The sequence below is a fragment of the Arthrobacter sp. Soil761 genome (genome assembly GCF_001428325.1).
In the GTDB taxonomy this organism is placed as follows: Bacteria; Actinomycetota; Actinomycetes; order Actinomycetales; family Micrococcaceae; genus Arthrobacter.
This window is the reverse complement of the sequence record NZ_LMSF01000030.1, coordinates 68,482-85,874: the sequence shown is the minus strand read 5'-3', so window position 1 is coordinate 85,874 and position 17,393 is coordinate 68,482. Positions and strand designations below refer to the sequence as shown.

General features: G+C 65.2%; 13 protein-coding genes and 3 pseudogenes. 7 read left to right on the top strand and 9 right to left on the bottom strand.

Features of this window, described 5'->3' with window-relative positions; all coding sequences use genetic code 11:
* The first annotated feature begins 37 nt into the window (after nucleotides 1–37).
* Together ASG79_RS19040 and ASG79_RS19035 are read left to right on the top strand one after the other, a co-directional pair.
* Nucleotides 38–1,330 (top strand): ArgE/DapE family deacylase, encoded by a 1,293-nt coding sequence (locus ASG79_RS19040; protein WP_056393305.1) that lies wholly within the window; start codon nucleotides 38–40, stop codon nucleotides 1,328–1,330.
* Between the two features lie 68 nt (nucleotides 1,331–1,398).
* Nucleotides 1,399–1,701: a YciI-like protein gene (locus ASG79_RS19035; protein WP_056393303.1), complete on the top strand. Its 303-nt coding sequence runs from the start codon at nucleotides 1,399–1,401 to the stop codon at nucleotides 1,699–1,701.
* Between the two features lie 17 nt (nucleotides 1,702–1,718).
* Here ASG79_RS19035 and ASG79_RS19030 read toward each other — a convergent pair whose 3' ends face one another.
* The gene (locus tag ASG79_RS19030) at nucleotides 1,719–2,219 is read right to left on the bottom strand and encodes an SRPBCC family protein (protein WP_056393302.1); all 501 of its coding nucleotides are present in this window, start codon (nucleotides 2,217–2,219) and stop codon (nucleotides 1,719–1,721) included.
* Between the two features lie 165 nt (nucleotides 2,220–2,384).
* Here ASG79_RS19030 and ASG79_RS19025 point away from each other — a divergent pair, with 165 nt between their 5' ends.
* Nucleotides 2,385–2,960: an HNH endonuclease gene (locus ASG79_RS19025; protein ID WP_056393575.1), complete on the top strand. Its 576-nt coding sequence runs from the start codon at nucleotides 2,385–2,387 to the stop codon at nucleotides 2,958–2,960.
* A gap of 17 nt (nucleotides 2,961–2,977) precedes the next feature.
* Here ASG79_RS19025 and ASG79_RS19020 read toward each other — a convergent pair whose 3' ends face one another.
* From ASG79_RS19020 to ASG79_RS19010, 3 genes are all read right to left on the bottom strand, one after another.
* Nucleotides 2,978–3,826: a class I SAM-dependent methyltransferase gene (locus tag ASG79_RS19020; protein ID WP_056393301.1), complete on the bottom strand. Its 849-nt coding sequence runs from the start codon at nucleotides 3,824–3,826 to the stop codon at nucleotides 2,978–2,980.
* 38 nt (nucleotides 3,827–3,864) lie between these two features.
* Nucleotides 3,865–5,118 carry a S8 family serine peptidase gene (locus ASG79_RS19015; protein ID WP_056393300.1) on the bottom strand — a complete coding sequence of 418 codons (1,254 nt, stop codon included), beginning with the start codon at nucleotides 5,116–5,118 and terminating at the stop codon, nucleotides 3,865–3,867.
* A gap of 198 nt (nucleotides 5,119–5,316) precedes the next feature.
* Nucleotides 5,317–6,555 carry a beta-propeller fold lactonase family protein gene (locus ASG79_RS19010; protein ID WP_235509867.1) on the bottom strand — a complete coding sequence of 413 codons (1,239 nt, stop codon included), beginning with the start codon at nucleotides 6,553–6,555 and terminating at the stop codon, nucleotides 5,317–5,319.
* A 925-nt stretch (nucleotides 6,556–7,480) separates the two neighbouring features.
* Between ASG79_RS19010 and ASG79_RS23625 the strand changes: the two genes are divergently transcribed.
* Nucleotides 7,481–8,245: a hypothetical protein gene (locus ASG79_RS23625; protein WP_156400242.1), complete on the top strand. Its 765-nt coding sequence runs from the start codon at nucleotides 7,481–7,483 to the stop codon at nucleotides 8,243–8,245.
* A 186-nt stretch (nucleotides 8,246–8,431) separates the two neighbouring features.
* Here the strand turns inward: ASG79_RS23625 and ASG79_RS19005 are convergent, their stop codons facing one another.
* Nucleotides 8,432–9,487, bottom strand: a complete 1,056-nt coding sequence (locus ASG79_RS19005) for a 2,3-butanediol dehydrogenase (protein WP_056393299.1) — start codon at nucleotides 9,485–9,487, stop codon at nucleotides 8,432–8,434.
* Between the two features lie 15 nt (nucleotides 9,488–9,502).
* A pseudogene (locus tag ASG79_RS19000) lies at nucleotides 9,503–11,302 on the bottom strand (NAD(P)/FAD-dependent oxidoreductase).
* A 170-nt stretch (nucleotides 11,303–11,472) separates the two neighbouring features.
* Between ASG79_RS19000 and ASG79_RS18995 the strand changes: the two are divergent.
* Nucleotides 11,473–12,753 carry a GAF domain-containing protein gene (locus tag ASG79_RS18995; RefSeq protein WP_056393570.1) on the top strand — a complete coding sequence of 427 codons (1,281 nt, stop codon included), beginning with the start codon at nucleotides 11,473–11,475 and terminating at the stop codon, nucleotides 12,751–12,753.
* Between the two features lie 340 nt (nucleotides 12,754–13,093).
* Here the strand turns inward: ASG79_RS18995 and ASG79_RS18990 are convergent.
* A pseudogene (locus ASG79_RS18990) lies at nucleotides 13,094–13,759 on the bottom strand (MFS transporter); the annotation flags it as partial.
* A gap of 44 nt (nucleotides 13,760–13,803) precedes the next feature.
* Here ASG79_RS18990 and ASG79_RS18985 point away from each other — a divergent pair.
* Both ASG79_RS18985 and ASG79_RS18980 read left to right on the top strand, forming a co-directional pair.
* Nucleotides 13,804–14,666: pseudogene (locus ASG79_RS18985) on the top strand (PfkB family carbohydrate kinase).
* Nucleotides 14,663–15,229, top strand: coding sequence for a GNAT family N-acetyltransferase (locus tag ASG79_RS18980; RefSeq protein WP_235509866.1), 567 nt, complete (start codon nucleotides 14,663–14,665; stop codon nucleotides 15,227–15,229). Before ASG79_RS18985 ends, ASG79_RS18980 begins: the two are co-directional and overlap by 4 nt.
* A 216-nt stretch (nucleotides 15,230–15,445) precedes the next feature.
* On the opposite strand, the gene dgt is transcribed toward ASG79_RS18980, so the two are convergent.
* Both dgt and ASG79_RS23620 read right to left on the bottom strand, forming a co-directional pair.
* Nucleotides 15,446–17,002 (bottom strand): dGTP triphosphohydrolase, encoded by a 1,557-nt coding sequence (dgt, locus tag ASG79_RS18975; protein WP_082581834.1) that lies wholly within the window; start codon nucleotides 17,000–17,002, stop codon nucleotides 15,446–15,448.
* Nucleotides 17,003–17,008: 6 nt separating this feature from the next.
* The gene (locus ASG79_RS23620) at nucleotides 17,009–17,254 is read right to left on the bottom strand and encodes a hypothetical protein (protein ID WP_156400241.1); all 246 of its coding nucleotides are present in this window, start codon (nucleotides 17,252–17,254) and stop codon (nucleotides 17,009–17,011) included.
* Between the last annotated feature and the right edge of the window lie 139 nt (nucleotides 17,255–17,393).

Here is a 17,393-nt window from a genome sequence, read left to right as displayed (position 1 = left end):
TCCACCGGACGGCTCCCCGTTTCGTTAGGAGACAAAATTGCTCAGTGACGACCAAACACTCCGCATCCTGGAGGCCGTCGACGCCGCCTTCGATGCCCAGCTGACCTTCACCCAGGACCTGGTCAAGCACCCGTCGCTGCGCACCCGGGAGGGCAGCGCCCAGGACCTGATGCATGCGGCCATGGCAGGCCGTGGCCTGGAGATGGACCGGTGGGAGCTGGACGCCGATGACCTGTCCGCCCATGAGGGCTACGGGCCCACAACGGTTTCCTATGCGGGCATGACTAACGTGGTGGGCACGTACCGTCCAGCCTCCGAGCAGGGCCGATCCCTTATCCTTAACGGCCACATCGACGTCGTCCCCGAGGGTCCGTCCGAGTCCTGGTCCCGCTACCCTTGGGACGCCCCCATCATCGACGGATGGATGTATGGCCGCGGCGCCGGAGACATGAAAGCAGGTCTCGCAGCCAACCTCTTCGCCTTCGACGCCGTCCGCGCGGCGGGGTTCGAGCCCGCCGGCCGCATTCACTTCCAGTCCGTCGTCGAGGAGGAATGCACAGGCAACGGCTCCCTGTCCGCCCTGATGCGCGGCTATCGTGCCGACGCCGTCATCATCCCCGAACCAGAAGAAGACATGCTGGTGCGCGCCAACGTCGGCGTGCTCTGGTTCAGGGTCAGGGTCACCGGGAATCCGACCCATCCCCGTGAGATGGGCACCGGCTTCAACGCCATCGACGCAGCGTATACGGCAATCTCTGCGCTGCGGGAGGTCGAAGAGAAGTGGAATGCGGACCGCGGACAGCACCGCTACTTCGAAGACCTGGAGCACCCCATCAACTTCAACTTCGGCGGCATCCAGGGCGGGGACTGGCCCTCCAGCGTCCCGGCCTGGTGCGAGTTCGACGTGCGCGCGGCAATTTATCCCGGCATCCCCGCGGAGCAGGCATGGGCTGAACTTCAGGAGTGCCTTGCCTCACTGGGCGGTGGGCCTGCCCCGATCAATGCGGTGGGCGTGAAGACAGGTTTCTTCTCCGAGGGCTATGTGCTGGAGCCCGGAAGCGAAGCAGAGGCCATGCTGGAGCGCACCCATGAGCAGGTGTTCGGCAGTGAACTGAAAAGCTTCACCACGCCGGGCTACCTCGACGGCCGGGTCTTCACGCTCTATGCCGATACGCCGGCGCTGGTTTACGGCCCCGTTTCAGAGTCGATCCACGGGTTCGACGAGCGGGTCTCGGTCGAATCCATCCGCCGGATCACCAAGAGCATCGCCCTGTTCATCGCCGGCTGGTGCGGCATCCACGAACAGCCCGGGGTCCATTCGGAGCCCTGAGCAGCGCCAGCCATGGGTACGCTACTTCTACAACGAGCGAAACCACTCAACGAAATGGACGGAACCACATGCACGCCGTGCTCGAATACACCTACGAGGACAACTACCTTCAGACCCGCGAACAATACCGTTCAGACCACCTCAAGGCGGGCTGGGAAGCAGTGGAACGCGGCGAGCTTCTGCTGGGCGGGGCCGTTGGTGACGGACCCTTCACCGGGTTGCTGATCTTCACCGGCGAGAACGCACTCGAGGCGGCAAAGGCCTTTGCAGCCGCCGATCCCTACGTCAAAGCCGGCGTCGTGACGTCCTGGACCGCCCGCCCCTGGACAACGGTGCTCGGGAAAGAGGCGGCCGCGCCCGTCCGGCCATGAGTCCTGCAAATCCGGTCCTAGGACCTGACTTCCTCGTGTGACTCGATGGACTCCGCAATCCGCTTGATAGCCGCGAGCGTTGCCGGAATGCCGTCCATGGCCTGCTGGGTGCGGTCGGCGATCTGGGCGTCAGCCACCTCACCGTACTTCTCCTTGAACATGGCTATTCCCTCCGGCAGGAATTCCCACGACTCGCTCAGGACGGTTCCGTCTGCTGCCGGGGTGAGGGTGAAGCCCCAGCGGACGAACCTGCCGCCCACCACCCAGGCGAACTCGCGGCCGCGTTCGGCAGCCACCACCTGCGAGCGGGTCTCCCAGGTCCGGTTCGGGAGCTCGTTATGCCCGGTGAACCAGGCGCCGGGTTGGCCAGCGCTGTCCTGGTCGTCCCACCAGCACGACGTGCAGACCGGGCTCCACTCACCGGTGCGGGTGACATCGGAGACCAGGTTGTAGAGGGTCTCGGCTGATGCCTTGATGGTGATGGATTCCTGGAATTGGCGGATGCTGCTCTCATTCATGGGTCCATCCTTACAGACAGTTTCTTCTTCTGGCGGCGGCTGCCCCTGATCGGGGAAGTTCAGCAAAAACTCGGTAAAACCTGGGACATCCGCCCCCACCCGGCCTATACGATTTCCTGGACGACCGGGATCGGGGGCTTCCGGCGAACAAAACAGGGGGGATCTATGCCGGAACTCAGCCGTATCTATTGGACCCGGCAGGGGCTTCGCCTGGCGTATTCAGCGGTGATGGTTTGGCTCGCTGTCGCGGTGATGTCAGCGCTCATGTCGAAGGCAGCTCCGGCTGCGGGAGCGGGAGCGTCCTCCGCCGCCGGGGTGTTGCGCAGCCTGTTCGACGGCGTCGTCGCCGCAGTCACTGTCCCCGGCGTGGCCGCCGTCGTTCTTGGCATTACGGCCGCCATCATCAGCAGCCGGGACCTACGACGCCGGGATCCCGTGCGGCGCTTCACCCGCCAGCAGCGCCGCGAAGGGATGGCCCGCGCTGGCGGGCTATGCGAGCTGGAAGCCGGGTTTGGGCGTCGCTGCGGCCGCCCGGCTGAGCACGGCGACCACTTTTACCCGTGGTCCAAGGGCGGTTCCACCAGTCTGCAGAACTTCGTGGCGGCCTGCGCCAGGTGCAACCGGGCCAAGCGTGCGCATATTCCGTCTCCGGGCCGGCAGCGGCGGATGGAACGACGACGGCGTGAGTACCTGCCGCCGTCGTCCTCCGTCAGCGTGGGCGAACGGCAGCCGCTGCCCTGAGGCAGTTGGCGTGCGGGCTACGGCCCGCTCTCCGCAGCCTTGGCGAGCGTGAATATGCCGTAGCGCATCGCACCGGTGCGGTAGGCCAGGATCAGGCGGGGAATGCCCAGGAACGAGTTGCGGTTGCGTGCGCTCAGGGCGAGGCGGCGCGTTTCGCGGTCGGTGAAGAGCGCCTTTACGAGTCGGCCGGCGCAGATCGGCCAGGTGCGGGCGACGCGGCGGGTGACGTCCTCATAGCCGGTGACCGCAAAGCCCGCCGCCGTTGCCATCGCCTCGTACTCCTCGCGCGTGCCCATCGAGGGCAGGCGCCCTTCGCGGCAGATCGGCTCCAGCAGGTGACGGACTTTCCACCCGCTGGCATCGGTCTCGGCGAGCCACGCGCAGATGACGAAGCGGCCGCCGGGTGACAGCACGCGGTGTGCCTCGGCGAAGAACCTGGGTTTATCGACCATGTGCTCGCTCGACTCGATCGCCCACGCCGCACCGGCCGAGGCGTCGGCCAGCCCGTTGGCGAGCCAGTCGCGGACCTGGATGTCCACGTCCGGTACGCCATGCGCGGCGGCGTAGCGGGCCTGCTCAGCGGACAGCGTGAAGCCGGTGACCCGGACACCTCGTGTCACCGCGAGCCGCCTCGCTGTGGAGCCGTAACCGCAGCCGATGTCGATGCACGCCTGCCCGGGCAGAAGCCCCAGCCGGTCGCCGACCGTGTCCACCAGCGCCTCGACGGCCTCGCCGGGTGTCTCGTGGCCGGTCACCCAGAGGCCGTGATGGACATGCTCGCCCCAGACCCGGCGATAGATGGGGTCGAGCTCGTCGTAGTGATCCGCCACCGCCACGGCGTTCTGGGAGATATCGGGGACGATCACGCCACGACCCTACAACGGGCTCCACACCGCCGGAAGGGTCAACAACCTAGCGCCCCGACCGCTCTGCAGGCGTTAACCCGGCCATGGGCCCAGTCCTTCCCGATGTCGCCAACCGCGTCGGTGGTGGATTCGACCTTGGCGCGGATGTCCGAGGTGGTGCCGCCGGGGTTGGCACTGCGGGCGAGCGCGGCCACCGCGGCGACAGCAGGCGAGGACATCGAGGTGCCGCTGCCGATGTCATACCCCTGGGATCGGTTGTACTCCCTGGCAAGGACAAACTTGTGGTTGGGGAAAGTGGAGTAGACGCTGACCCCCGGCGCTGCCACGTCCACCCACGTGCCATAGGTGGAGAATGTCGCCTTCGTGTCGTTGTTGTCGGTTGCGCCCACGGCAATGACGTTGGGGTACGCGGCCGGGTAATTCATGGAGGTGTTTCCACCGTTGCCGGCTGCGGCAACCAGCACCACACCCGCGTTCCAGGCGTTATTGACCGCAGTTTCCAGGGTGGTTGACGCGCCGACCGCCAGGCTCATGTTGATGACCTTCGCGCCGTTCTTGACGGCCCAGTTGATGCCGTTCGCCAGGCCTGAGCTTGATCCCATCCCCGTGTCGCTGAGGATCTTTCCGGCCAGGATGCTGCATCCCGGGCACACGCCGGCCACACCCATACCGTTGTTGGCGGTGGCGGCAACGATTCCTGCGACGTGGGTTCCGTGGCCGTAGTTGTCGTCGTTGCTTCTGGACGTGGTGAAGTTGGTCCGCGCCACGACCTTCGGGTTGATGTCGGGGTTGTCCATCGCGACGCCGGAGTCGAGGACAGCCACCCGGATCCCGGTGCCTGTGGTGACGGTCCAGGCTTCCACCGCGTCCACGTCGGCGTCAGGTTTGCCCGCAGGAACGGTCACGGTACCGGCGGTGTTCGTGAATGACTGGCCTGTGTTTTGCAGGGCGTACTGGCTGGGGAAGTAGGTGTCGTCCGAGGCCGGAGTGACCACGTAGTCCGGTTCGGCGTACTCCACGGCGGGGTTCCGGCCCAGCGCTTCGACCAGCTGCAGCTCCTTCCCTGCCGGCACGGTGATCAGGTGTGCGCCGGTGCTGCCGACGTCGGGCCCGTCGGTCAGCCCGTGCGATCTGAGGGTGCCCGCGGCGGCGGCATTGTCGCGGAACTTGACCAGGATCTGCCCTGCAGTGATGGCAGGGTCGGCCGCGGCATTGCCGGGGACCACACCGCCCAGAAGGGAGCCAATAACCAGGAGAAGGGCGGCGAAGCTCGCCAGCACAAGCTTTTTCATGGGCTTATCTTCCGCGCGCGTGGCCCGGCTGGATAGGGGGAAAGCCCCTTGATATTTTCCCGGCCACCCGGGCTGTGGCCATCAGGCAGGGCAGGAAGGACGACGGCGGCACTTGCGTCCCGCCGTCGTTCTTCCTTCCGTGCCGGGCGTCCGCCCGCCAGCCTTAGGCGTCTTTTCCACCGACCGTGGCGTGTCCGCTCAGCGGGCCTTCGCCTTGGTCACGGTGATTGTGATGCGGTCCGTGACCGCGTGGGGGCTGACACCGTTGGCGGCCGTGACCCTGAACGTGAACTTGCCGGCCTTGGCCGGGGTTCCGGACAGGACACCCGTGGCGGCGTCCAGGCCCAGGCCTGCAGGCAGTGCACCGGAGGACACATGGAACGTCGGGGCCGGGGCACCCGTGGCGGCGAACGTGTAGCTGTAGGCGGTCCGCGTGTTCGCCTTGGTGGGCGGTGTGGCCGCTGTGAACACCAGGGGTGCTGCGTCCACGGTGATGACCGACACCGTGTTGGACGAGGTGTTGACGACGTTGGCGGCCGACCCGTCCGGGGAGACCGCAACACCCGTCGGATGGGTCCCGACCGGGATGGTGGAGGTCACCGCGTCGGACGCGACGTCGATGACCGACACCGTGTCGGCACCGGAGTTGGTGACGTAGGCCGCCGACCCGTCCGGGGCGACCGCAACACTGTCCGGGGCAAACCCGACCGGGATGGTGGAGGTCACCGCGGCCGACGCAACGTCGATGACCGATACGGAGTCGCCCTCGTTGTTGGCAGTGTAGGCTGCCGATCCATCCGGGGTGAACGCAACGCCCGTGGGAGATGACCCGACCGGGATCGTGGAAGTCCACGTGCCCGAGGCGACGTCGATGACCGACACCATATTCGAGTCCTGCCCGTTGGTGACGTAGGCCGTCGACCCGTCCGGAGCGAACGCAACGGCGTTCGGGAGCGGCCCCACCGGGATCGTGGAGGCCACGGTGCCCGAGGCCACATCGATGACCGACACCGTGCCGGAGCCGCTGCCGCCGCTGGTGACGTAGGCAATCGACCCGTTCGGGGCGAACGCGACGGCGAGCGGACCCGCCGCGACCGTGACCGTGGAGGTCACCGTGCCCGACGCGACGTCGATAACCGACACTGTGTCAGAACCGGGGCTGGCTACGTAGGCAATCGACCCGTCCGGGGCCACCGCAACACCGTGCGGACCCGCCCCGACCGGGATCGTGGACGTCACCGCGCCCGAGGCTACGTCGATGACGGACACGGTGCCGGCTTCCCAGTTGGTGACGTAGGCTTTGGACCCGTCCGGGGTGAACGCAACATTCCTGGGGCTTGAACCGACCGGGATGGTGGAGGTCACCGCGGCTGCAGCTGTTGCCGGGATATTGCCCGCCAGCATGAGGGCCACCAGGATCGTGCCGATGAGTGCCACACTCCGGCCGCGAAGGCGGGCAGCGGATGAAGGTGAACCCTGGTATCGCCCGGACCCTGCACTAAGAAGCTGCATCACGTTCCCCCGTTTCGAGAGCAAATCCTGTTGTGGCGCGGGCGTTGCGGCCCGGACGAAGATCACCTGCTCAAGCCGGAGTCTATAGACCGGGCAACCCCACGGTCACCGTTGGCCGGTACCTGTCTTTTGGGCTGCAACTACCTGTTTCGTTGCGTCCGAGATTCAGTTGGCGTCCTCAAAGCTGTCGATCCGTGAATGGTCCACCCATCCCGCGCGTGAAGTCTTGATGCAATGGTGATGTCAAAGCCGGAATGAAGGCGGAAAACTTGTGAGTCTGATCAGCCGCGACATGGTAGGACCCGTCCATGTTTCCAGAGTCCCGCAATGGGGAGTCGCATTCATTCGACCTGCCTCGCGGTCGGCTACTCTTCACCCATGATTGATGAGCGGAGAACTGGCCGCTGGCGCCAAACGTTTATTTGTGCTCCTAGTAGCTGTTGGACTCTCCGCGATTGTCCTGGCGGCGGTAGTGGCAACACAGCCAGCTTGGGTGGGACGAACCACCAATAAGGACAGCCTTGCAACTGCGACTAAGGTGCCGCGGGTTCTGTCTCCACCCGTTGCTTCAACGGCGTCCGCTACCCCTCGACCGGCACCCACTACCGCTCGACCAGCAACGACGCCTTCGGCCAAGGCAGGCCCGGATCCTGCTCTTACGGCGGAAATAAACGTTGCCCAGCGCGTCGTCGACAAGTATTGGTCCCGCCACTGGTCCGAATATTTCCCAAGTAAGTACGTATCGCCGCGCATCGTTGGCACTTACGACGGGTCGTCGTCGGGTTCACCGTCATGTGGAAGTCAGCGGCTCCCCCCGGACAATGCTACATATTGCCACCCAGGAGATTTCGTGGCTTGGGATTTAGGGTTGATGGCTCGCGGCTACAAAGACGGGGACGCTTGGCCGTACCTCGTCATCGCGCATGAATGGGGACATGCGATTCAAGCCCGAATCGGCAAGACACTGACGTCAACTGCATCGGAACTTCAGGCGGATTGTCTTGCGGGTGCCACGCTCTTCGGGGCAGTTGCTGACGGGGACTTGATCTTCGAGGCTGGCGATCAAAAGGAACTGGCGAGTGCCCTCAGCGCCTTGGCGGACGAGACGTCGTGGACCACCAGCGTAGACCACGGTGACCCATTTGAACGCATAGGTTCTTTTGATCAAGGACGGCTTCACGGGCTTTCTGCCTGCATTCCCGACCTAAAGCCCGGGCGCTTGGGTGAAGTTCTAATGTACGAAAGTGGCATCTCCGTATCCGTGCGAACAAAGGGCTATCGGGAACTAGCCCCTGTTAGTACAACGGCAGCTCCCGGCAAAGCTGTAATCTTCGAAATCAGAGTGAATAACAGCGGCAAGTCCGCTTTTGATGCTGGCCATATGTCCAAACCGACGGTTAGATATGGTGCTGGCGGCCCGGTTGGCGAACTGGTGCCAGACCCCAATGGCGTACTCGGCCCGAGTTCTTTCCCGACTATTCAGCCAGGGGAGACCAAGTCGATTCAGGTCGGCGCCGTGGTTCCGAAGAATGCGGGATCGTCCGTAAGAATCACCGTGTCCGGTCCCAATTCAGAAACAGACTTATCCGCCATTTTCGAAGGGGACCTTCCCTAACAGTTGGTGCGATGCCGTTCCGCGGCCCTACCTTCAGAGGGCTGGACCCCCCTGGTTTACGGCCGTTCCTTCCACGGCTGGGCATAAATTGCGCGTCCGTGCCAGCCTTCGAAGTTGGACGACGACGGCGCAACTTGCGTCCCGCCGTCGGCCTTCCTTCCATGCCAAGTGGCTGCCTACCGGAACCTACGGGTGCACCAGCACCTTCACCGCCGTGTCCTTGTGGTTGATGAGGGTGTCGAAGCCCTGCTCCACCAGGTCCTCCAGCGCGATCCGGCCGGTGATGAAGGGCTTGAGGTCCACCTTGCCCTCCTGCACCATCTTGATGACCGCGGGGTGGTCGCGGACGTAGGCGATGGTGCCGCGCAGGTCGATCTCCTTGAGCACCAGCTTCTGCATGTCCACGGTGGCGGGCGCGCCCCAGATGGACACGTTGACCACCACGGCGCCGGGCCGGACGGCGTCGAGCATGGTGTCCAGCACCGCGTTCACGCCGGCGCATTCGAAGGCGACGTCGGCCCCCGCCCCGCCGGTGAGCTCCCGCACCCGCGCCGGGACGTCCTCCTTGCTGGGATCCAGGACATGGTCCGCCACCCCGCTGGAGGTGGCCTTCTCCTTGCGCGCCTGGGTGAGCTCGCTGATGATCGTGGTCACCCCCATGCCCTTCAGGACCGCGGCGGTGAGCAGGCCAATGGGCCCCGAGCCGCCGACCAGCGCCGTGTCGCCCGCCTTCACGCCGCTGCGCGCCACCGCGTGGTGCGCCACGGACAGCGGCTCAATCAGCGCCGCCTCATCCAGCGGAATGTCCCCGATCGGGTGCACCCACCGCTGGTCCACCACGATCTTCTCGCTCAGCCCTCCCCCGCCGCCGGACAGCCCGATGAAGCCCATCTGCCGGCACAGGTGGTAGCTGCCCGCCTGGCACATGTTGCAGGTGCCGTCCACAAAATAGCGTTCGACGACGACGTTGTCCCCCTTCGCCAGGCCCGTCACCCCTTCGCCCACCTCGGAGACAGTCCCGGAGAATTCGTGCCCCAGGGTCACCGGAGATTCCTCGTGCGAGAGTGGGTGCGGATGCCCTGGTGCCGGGCAGAAGATGGGACCTTCCAGGTACTCGTGCAGGTCGGTGCCGCAGATGCCGCACCACGCGACGTCGATCTTCACCGCCCCGGCGCGGAGTTCGGGTTCCGGGATGTCCTCGATGCGGATGTCCTTGCGGGCGTGGAATCGTGCTGCCTTCATGATCGGGTTCTTCCTTCAGCGGGTGTGGTGGCTGGGCTGCAGTTCGTAGACGGGCGTCTCCAGCCCCTCCATCCGGGCCTTAAGCTGCAGGGCCAGGTAGGAGGAGTAGTGCCGGCTCTGGTGCAGGTTACCGCCGTGGATCCAGAGGTTGGGGACGTTGGTTGGTTTCCACATATTGCGCAGCTCCCCCTCCCACGGGCCAGGGTCTTTCGGCGTGTTTGAGCCGTATCCCCAGCACTTGCCCACTTTGTCCGCGATTTCGGGAGAGACCAGGTCGGCCAGCCAGCCGTTCATGGACCCGTACCCGGTGGCGTAGACAATCAGGTCCGCCTCCAGCTCGGTCCCGTCCGCCATCACCACGGCGTTGCCGGTGATCTTGGAAACCTGCCCGGACTTCAGCTTCACCCGGCCGTCGATGATTAGCTGGGAGGCGCCGACGTCGATGTAGTAGCCGGAGCCGCGCCGCAGGTACTTCAGGAACAGGCCGGACCCGTCCACGCCGAAGTCCAGCTCGAACCCGGCGGCCTCCAGCTGGGAGTAGAACTCGGCGTCCTGCTTCGCCATCTCCTGGTACACAGGCACCTGCGCCTCCGGCAGGATCCGGTACGGCAGGGACGCGAACAGCAGGTCCGCCTTCTCGGTGGTGACGCCGTTGGCCAGCGCCTTCTCGGAGTACAGGTCCCCCAGCGCCAGGTCCATCAGCGCTTCGCTGCGCGCGATGTGCGTGGAGGAGCGCTGGACCATGGTGACGTCGGCGCCGTGCTCCCAGAGGTCGGCACAGATATCGTGCGCGGAGTTGTTGGAGCCGATCACCACGGCCTTCTTGCCGGTCCAGTCCCCGCCGCCGGGGTGCTGGGCGGAGTGCCGCTGCTCCCCCAGGAAGCTCTGGGCGCCGTCGAACGCGGGGATGTTCGGGTAGCCGGAGACGCCCAGGGCGAAGACCAGCTGCTTGGGCCGCAACGTTACCAGTGACCCGTTGCGGAGGACCTTAACCGCCCATTCCTGCGTGCCGTCGTCGTACTCCGCGCCCACGCACTCGGTGCCGGACCAGTAGTTCAGCTCCATGATGCGGGTGTAGTGCTCCAGCCAGTCGCCGATCTTGTCCTTGGCGGCGAAGACGGGCCAGTCGTCCGGGAACTTCAGGTAGGGCAGGTGGTCGTACCAGACGGGGTCGTGCAGGTGCAGGGACTTGTAGCGGTTCCGCCAGGAGTCGCCAGGGTTCTCGTTCTTCTCGATCACGAGGGTGGGCACGCCCAGCCGCCGCAGCCGCGCCGCGAGGCCGATGCCGCCCTGCCCGCCGCCGATGATCACGCAGTAGGGCTGCTCCTCGTAGCCGAGCCGCGCCGCCTGCTCCTCCTTGAGTTCCTTCCAGGAGCGGCGGCCGCGGACGATTTCGTGCGCCACGCCCTGCTCGCGGCGCGGGCCCTTCTTCTCCTCGAAGCCCTTCAGCTCCTGCATGGTGGTGAGCAGCGTCCAGCATTGGCCGTTGCGGAGCCGGAGGTGGCCGTAGCCGCGGGCCGCGCCGGTCTCGAACGTGATTCAGGCTTCCACGGTCCCATCAGGGGCGGCGCTGCCGGTGGCGTCCTCCGCGAGCGCCCAGTTGGCCGGCTGTACGTGGTCCAGCGTGGCCTCGAGCATGCGGCGGATGTCCGCCTTGCCTTCCAGGGTTTTAAGGTTCCAGGTGAACGCCACGAAGTCGCGTCAGTAGCTTTCGTCCTCGAAGAGGTCCAGCGCGGCGTCCACGTCCCGGCGCTGCAGCGCGCCCTCCAGGCTGGCCAGCCAGGCCTGGGCGGCGGCGGTGGGTGTTTCGGTCATCTCCACTCCTTTGTGTGCGGTCCCTCAGGTGGTTCGGGCGGCCCCGTCCCGCCGGGGTCCCTGCGGTATGCTGGGCGGGCGTGAGCTGCATCACTATTGGAACGCGGCGGGGGTAACAAGTGCGTTACACGGGCGCTGCCGGCAAGGACGCCGGCGGTGAGGAGGAGACGGTGGACTACGGCCTGAGGTTCTCGGACCCGGCGAAGTACGCGCGTGCCCTGCGCCGCGCGCACGAGCTGGTCATTTCGGGTGTCCCGCGGCCGGAGATCCCCGTGCCGCTGGCGGAGTCGTGGCGGCGGTCTATGGCGCTGGGCATCAGCCCGGACCAGCACAGGCCGCGGCACGTGCACGATCCGTCCGAGGTGGTTCAGCTGCGGCGGGAGCACCGGCTGCAGCGGGTGATGCCGGCGCTGCAGGACCTGCTGGCCGACGATTCCAGTTCCGGCCGGCACCTGCTGGTGCTCACCGACGCCGGCGGTGAGATCCTGTGGCGGCTGGGCAGCCGGGAGGCGCTGCGGCGGGCGGACCGGCTGGAGTTCTCCGAAGGGGCGGACTGGTCCGAGGCGGGGATCGGCGCCAACGCCATCAGCGAGGCGTTGGTCACCGGCGGGCCGGTGCAGCTGTTCTCCGCCGAGCACCTGGTCCGCACCCACCACGACTGGGCCTGCACGGCGGCGCCCATCACGGACCCTTTGACGGGTGCGCTGCTGGGCGTGCTGGATGTCTCGGGACCGCTGGATACCATCAGCGCGGATACGCTGCGGATGGTGCGGTGCGCGGTCCGGGTTGCGGAGTCTTTGCTAGGAACGTCCGACGGCGGGACTTCCTTGGGTGCTTCTTCTTCTGTGCATGCGTCCCGGCAGGGTGCGCGCCAGCCTGGTGCTGCGGTTTCGTCGCTGGAGCTGCTTGGCGACCGGCCCACAGCGGTGTTTGCTGACGGGAGCCGGGTGCCGCTGACGCTGCGCCGCGCGGAGATCCTGGCGCTGCTGGATTCCCGGTCGCAAGGCTGGAGCGCCGAGGAGTTGGCGTACGAACTGCACGGCGACGCGGGCACGCCGCAGGCCATCCGGACCGAGATGTTCCGGGTTCGGTCCATGCTGGGTGGTGCGGTGGAGTCGAATCCGTACCGGCTGGCTGCGGGCTTGTCCGGGTGTTCGGATTCGGGGAGGGTACTGCGGCTGCTGCGCGACGGCCGGGTGGCCGAGGCGCTGGAGGCGTACACCGCTCCGCTGCTCAACCGGTCCGGCGTCCTGGCAGTGCAGCTGCTGCGGGACCGACTGGATTTTGCTGTTGGTTCGGCCGTGCGGGCCAATGGGGATGCCGGGCTGCTGATGCGGTGGTTGTCCACGGACATGGGGGCCGGGGATCAGCAGGCAGTGGAAGCCTTCGGCCAGCTTGTCGGACGCGCCGATGTCCGGTACCAAACGTTTCGCGCATCCTCCGCCAGTTGAAGTGGCGGGTCAGTAGAAGACTGCTGATAGAAGGAGCCGGTGGCCGCCCAGCCCGGCCCACCGCTGCGCGTGCCCCTGTACTCGCGGGATTGCCGAGGAAATCCGCGACGGCCTCCTGACTCCCGACTCCATGATCCCCCTGAGACCGAATTCGGCGCCGACATAAAGGTCAGCACCATGGTCCCCGCGGAGCCCTCATGCTCCTCGAAGAGGACGGTCTCAAGGGGGCGCACCGCGGCGTCGGACGCTTCATCTCGGACACACTCCCCCGCATCGGCATCCAACGCATCCGCCCCTTCGATAAGGATCTCACCGGCGCCCGCCAGACGCTCGAGGTGAAGCCCCACCAGTCCATGGCGCCGCGCACCCCAGCAGGCCGTCCGGCGGGCACCAGCCGCAGGATGCAGAGGGCGGCGATGGTGGTGAGGACGAGCACAACCACGAAGATGGACCGGAAGCCGAGGGTCTCGGCCATGAGCCCGCCCACGTAGCCGTCCACGCCGCCGATCCCGCCGTTGATGCCCACGGAGATACCGAAGACCTTAGCCTGCAGGTTCTCGCTGAGCACGATGTAGGCGAGCGCGAACACGACGCTGGAGACGCCCTGCAGGAACCGGCCGGTGACCAGCAGCGGCAACGTGGGGGCGGCGATGCAGAGGATGGTGCCGGCGCCCATGATGCCCAGGACCAGCAGCAGCGCGGCGCGGCGGCCGATGAAGTCGCTCCACCGGCCGATCACGGGCCCGGCGATGGCGCCGGCCAGGAAGAACATGGACTGGACGGGGGCGGCGCTGTCCGCGCTTTCGCCGAAGCTCGCGGCGATCTGCGGCAGCGCGGGGGTGACCATGCTGGCGTTCAGCTGGAAGGACAGCACGCCCAGCAGCAGGGTGGAGATCAGCAGGGCGGCGCGGCGGCCGGAGAGTTTGGTGGCGTCGTCGTCGGGGATGACGACGGCGGCGCCTCCTTGGGCGGGCGGCGCGGCTGCGGCGGCGGTTGGGGCGTTCACATCAAACTCCTTTGTTCGAGCAGAAGGGATCGTCTTTCGCTCCCATGAACACAACACGTCCTGCCGTCACCGTGGTCGGCAGCATCAACCTTGACCTGATCGCCACCGCCGAACGGCTTCCGACGGCGGGCGAAACCATCGGCGGCGCCGTCCTGTCCGAGCAGCCCGGCGGCAAGGGCGCCAACCAGGCCGCGGCGGCGGCGCGCTTGGGTGGGAGCACCCGGATGGTCGGCGCCGTGGGCAGGGATGCGTCCGGGCAGCGGATGCTGGATGCCCTCGCTGCTGCCGGCGTGGACACCTCCGACGTGGCCGCCTTGCCCCAGCCGACCGGGACGGCGCTGATCGTGGTGGACCGCGACGGCGAGAACCAGATTGTGGTGTGCCCGGGCGCCAACTCGCACCTGTCGCTGGACGGGGTGGAGTTCGGACCGGAGGAGACGGTGCAGCTGGAGGTTGGCCTGGACGTGGTGCTGGAGGCAGCCCGGAAGGCGCAAGGCTTCTTTGTGCTGAATGCGGCGCCGGCCATGGACCTGCCGGCCCAACTGCTGGAACGGTGCGACCTGGTGATCGTCAACGAGAGCGAGTACGCCCTGATCCCTCCCCTGGCGAAGGCGAAGCTGGTGGCGGTGCATACGGCAGGAACGGCTCGGCGATGTTCGAGCACGGGAAGAAGGAGGCCGAGGCGCCCTCCGCTGCGGTGACGGTGGCGAACTCCGTCGGTGCCGGCGACGCGTTCTGCGCCGTCCTGGTCCTGGCACTGAGGAGCGGGCTGGACTACACGCGGGCACTTGCCATGGCGAATGCTGTCGGTGCGGCTGCTGTGGGTGATCCGTCGTCGCAGCCCGATTTGGCACAGCTGAGCCACTACGTGGAGCGGGCCGCTGCCGCTTCCGACGTTTCCTCGTGACTGTAGTGTTCCGCCGCGCCGTGCCTGCGGACTTTCCGGAGGTCCGGCGGATCACCCGCGACGCCTATCTCCGGGCCGGGCACTTCGCGGCCGACCACCCGTACATGAGCGTGCTGGAGGACGTGGAGCACCGCGCCGAGCACGCGCAGGTGTGGGTGGCGGAGGCCGCGGGGAGGCTGGTGGCGGCGGTGACACTGACGTTCGCCGGCCAGCCGTACAGCGAGATCGCGCAGGACGGCGAGCTGGAGTTCCGGATGCTGGCCGTGGACCCGGCCCACCAAGGCAGCGGCGTAGGTCGGGCCGTGGTGCGGGAGATCGTGGAGCACGCCCGGCAGCTGCCCGGCATCGACGCGATCAGCATCACCAGCGCCACGTTCATGGAGCGTGCCCATTCGCTGTATGAGTCGTTGGGCTTTCGCCGGGCGCCGGAGCGGGACTGGTATGTGCCGGGCGAGGACGTGCTGCTGTGGGTGTTCCGGCTGAAACTCGGCGGTCGAGCCTGTCGAAAGCCGTCCGAACTTGCCAGGTTACGGCTGCAACGGGAAGGAGGCGGGAAATGCTGAGGGCAAACGCGCGGCGCGAAGAGTTCTACTATCTTGCCGTGTCCATCAATTTAGCCTCCTGGAGGGACTCCTTGGCCGGGTTCGCGGGGACCGGTCCACTATCCGGCTACCTGGCCCTGCTGAAATCGATTGCACTGGACACTCTCCACAGACGCAATTACGGTCAGGCGAGCAGCTCGGGTTGTGATCGATGCACCGGGGGTTCTGGCACACAGGCTACAGGGTTGCGCCCACCGTTAATTTGGGCGTCTGAGCACCCATAAGCCACTGAGCATGTATCGTTGCTTCCGCATCGGAGAAACTGCAAATGTGATCGGCGATTGCCCGGTAATGGGCCGGAGAGAGAGCTCCCGAGGCGGGTATTTCCACTTCATTGTCCCGCAAGGCGTCTCTAAGCCCAGCTGGGAGCGTCTCCAGCCTAGGGGCGTCCTTCAACCATTCGACAAAGCCTGTGAACAGAGATTCCATAACTTTCCCCTGGGAACGCTGCACCATTCCGACACCAGCCGTATTTACGAGAAAGCTACGTGTAATTACCTTCAGAGCTTGCAGCTCATGCCATTGGGGTGAATCGAGAAATATCATCGGCCCGTTGGGCCAGGGCGTTTTCCGGCTTACCCGAATAGCATCAAATACACGACCGATCCGCTCATTCAGGGCGCCGCTAAATGCTAGTCGGTCAAGACTGTCGTCCCCCGGCGATAAATCCTGAAGAAGATCTAGGGCCAAATTTATCGCTTCCAAGTAGTGCTCGCTACTAAAGTAGCCATTGTAAGTCTTCTCTAAATCCCTAGCCTTCATGACAAAAGGATTAAGGGGCGCTGCTGATTCCGCAAAATCGGGACGTGCCTCATCGACACTCGCATAGGCCTCCTGTAGAGAACTGCGCACCTTCATCGGATTCATCACACCACTGGTCAAGAAGTCTTGAAGGTCATGGATGGCGTAAGCAATGTCGTCCGCAAGATCCATTATCGAAGCTTCCAGTGACTGCTGCCCCGGTTCCAGCCCTGTTGCCATAGCTTCGCGAACCCGCTTCAGGTTCTCGGCTTCGCTCAAGTAAGAGCTAAATTTCCTGCTGTCCGGTTGGCGCGTATACGGATACTTGAGGATGGCTGCAAGCGTCACATTCGTGAGATCTAGCCCGTGTAGCCGATCTATCTTGTCACGATCCAAGACTGTAACGATACGAAAGGACTGCGCGTTCCCCTCGAAGCCATCGGCAAGCGCCGCGTCTGGACGCGCATTTAAGTGTGTTCCGAGAAGCTTATCCAGCACCTCTTCACCGATGTGCCCGAATGGCGGATGGCCCAGGTCATGAGCAAGGCCCGCGGTCTCACAGGCCGTAATATCGAGACCGCCCACTGATTCTATTACAGCCGTGACCTCCCCTCCAGACGTGTCCATCGCCTTGCGAATCACATTCTCGGCAATTTCGCGGGCGAGCAAAGCCACTTTATGCGAATGGGACGACCTATTGTGCAGCATAGGTGAGGAAAGGTCAGGGGAAACCACTTGAGTAACGCCAGCTAAGCGCCTCAGGTATCTAGAATATCCGAGCCGTCCCCGGTCTCGCTCTGTCTCAGTCCTGGGATCTAGGACACTCCACTTACTCGGCTTATTGCTTTGACGCGCGTAGCGTGAAGAATAGTGTTTCCGGACGACAACCGACCCGTCCGGAAGTTCATAAAGTTCAGAATTTCCGGGTGTGGAGCGAGAGCCGTTCCGAAAAGGTCGTAGCGGAGGAATGAAAGTATCAAGATTGCGGGTCAATCGAAGCTACTCAACAAGTTCAATTGTAGAACCAGCGTGAGTTGTTACGACTTTGCCGGACGACCGGGCGACGCTAAGCGCATAACGTGCGTCGGAAAGCGGTACGTGCAGGTTTCTAGATAGTTCAGTAAGGGCGGCGGAACGATCCATTCTCCCATTGTGACCGCCGAGCATGATGACCAAGGAGTCAGCCCAAGAATTCAGCGTCTTTACCTGTTCAAGAACATTCTCTGTCTGCAAAGTGAGTGCCACGCACGTCCTCCTTCGTTACGGCAGCAACCTACCCGATGCTTTAAGCATACGCGAGATGCGACGGATGGCCCGGCAGCGAAGCGAGGAGACGACTAACGTTTCTGTCACAGAGTCCACCTCCAGCTCACCTGCAGTTAGA

What these genes read in the sequence shown, in the direction of transcription:
- ASG79_RS19035 (WP_056393303.1), top strand. Translation starts at nt 1,399, where the DNA reads ATGCACGCCGTGCTCGAATACACCTACGAGGACAACTACCTTCAGACC.
- ASG79_RS19030 (WP_056393302.1), bottom strand. Translation starts at nt 2,219, where the DNA reads ATGAATGAGAGCAGCATCCGCCAATTCCAGGAATCCATCACCATCAAG.
- ASG79_RS19025 (WP_056393575.1), top strand. Translation starts at nt 2,385, where the DNA reads ATGCCGGAACTCAGCCGTATCTATTGGACCCGGCAGGGGCTTCGCCTG.
- ASG79_RS19015 (WP_056393300.1), bottom strand. Translation starts at nt 5,118, where the DNA reads ATGAAAAAGCTTGTGCTGGCGAGCTTCGCCGCCCTTCTCCTGGTTATT.
- ASG79_RS19005 (WP_056393299.1), bottom strand. Translation starts at nt 9,487, where the DNA reads ATGAAGGCAGCACGATTCCACGCCCGCAAGGACATCCGCATCGAGGAC.